The 1,245-nt window shown below is 73.3% G+C and carries 1 protein-coding gene and 1 pseudogene; one reads left to right on the forward strand and one right to left on the reverse strand.

All coding sequences use genetic code 11. From position 1 onward, the window contains the following. A pseudogene (locus NQ160_RS23935) lies at positions 1–779 on the forward strand (hypothetical protein); the annotation flags it as partial. Positions 780–1,049: 270 nt separating this feature from the next. Here NQ160_RS23935 and ccsA read toward each other — a convergent pair. Continuing rightward, positions 1,050–1,245, reverse strand: a 196-nt coding sequence (gene ccsA / locus NQ160_RS23940) for a cytochrome c biogenesis protein CcsA (protein WP_257517474.1), incomplete at its 5' end; no start/stop codon positions are given.

Here is a 1,245-nt window from a genome sequence, read left to right on the forward strand (position 1 = left end):
GGGCTACGGATGCCGCCACCGGCGCCGATGCCCTGGCCGACGGTGTCGGCGAACTCGCCGGTGGAGCGGACACCCTGTCGGACGGCCTCACCACCGCGACCGAGGCGCTCCCGTCGTACACCGACCAGGAGGCCGCCGACCTCGCCTCGGTCGTGGCCGACCCGGTGGCCGCCGAAGGGCTGGGCACGAACCTGTTCGGGGCATCCGCCGTTCCGCTCCTCGTGACGATCGCGCTGTGGTTCGGCGGGCTGGGTTCGTTCGTGGCGCTGCGTGCGGTCTCGGGCCGAGCCCTCACGTCGCGCCGGCCCTCGGCGCTGCTCGCGCTGCGCTCGCTCGCGCCGGCGGCGGCGATCGGCGCCCTGCAGGGTCTGCTGGTCGCCGGTGTGGTGCAGCTGGCCGCAGCCTACGACGGCGGCACCTGGTCGCTGTTCGCCCTGCTGTGCATGCTCGCCGGTGTCGCGTTCGCCGCGGTGAACCAGGCGCTGGTGGCCGTGCTCGGCGGCGCCGGCCGCTGGGTGTCCGCGCTGGTCGGCGTGCTGGCGGTCGCCACCGGCGTCGTGTCGACCGTGCCCGGCGTGCTCGCCTCGATCGCAGGCCTCATGCCCACGACCCCCGCCTACCAGGCCATGCTCGGCGTGCTCACCGACGCCGGTGGCGTGGGAGCGGGCGCTGCGGGCCTCGTGATCTGGGGAGTCCTGGCCTTCGTCGCCTCGACGCTCGCGGTCACCCGCCGTCGGTCGACCTCGGCCAAGGCCGTGCTGGCGACCGCGTCGGCCTGAGACCTGCCCGACGCCGGTACGGCTTATTGGTGGGGCCCTCCTGCTGTCCGAAGTCCGGACGCCAGGAGGGCCCCACCTTTCCTGTCGTCACGCCCCGCCCGAAGCGCGGTCAACGGGTGGCCCGATTATGCGGTCGTGCGGCTCGTGTCCGAAGGTCGGCGGCGCCTACGCAGCCGCAGTCGCGCAAGGGCGGCGCCTACGCAGCCGCCCTCGCGCGACGCGGCATCCACTCGTCCGCCGTGAGCGCCAGCCGCGGCGCCGCCCAGCGCGTCAGTTCAGGCCGCTGTAGGCGTGCAGGCCCTTGAAGAACTGGTTCACGATCGTGAAGTTGAAGATCACCGTGGCGAAGCCGATGATCGACAGCCACGCCGAGCGCACGCCGCGCCACCCGCGCGTGGCGCGGGCGTGGATGTAGCCGGCGTAGAGCACCCAGATCACGAAGGTCCAGACTTCCTTCGTGTCGAAG

Source organism: Microbacterium sp. zg.Y909 (assembly GCF_024626565.1).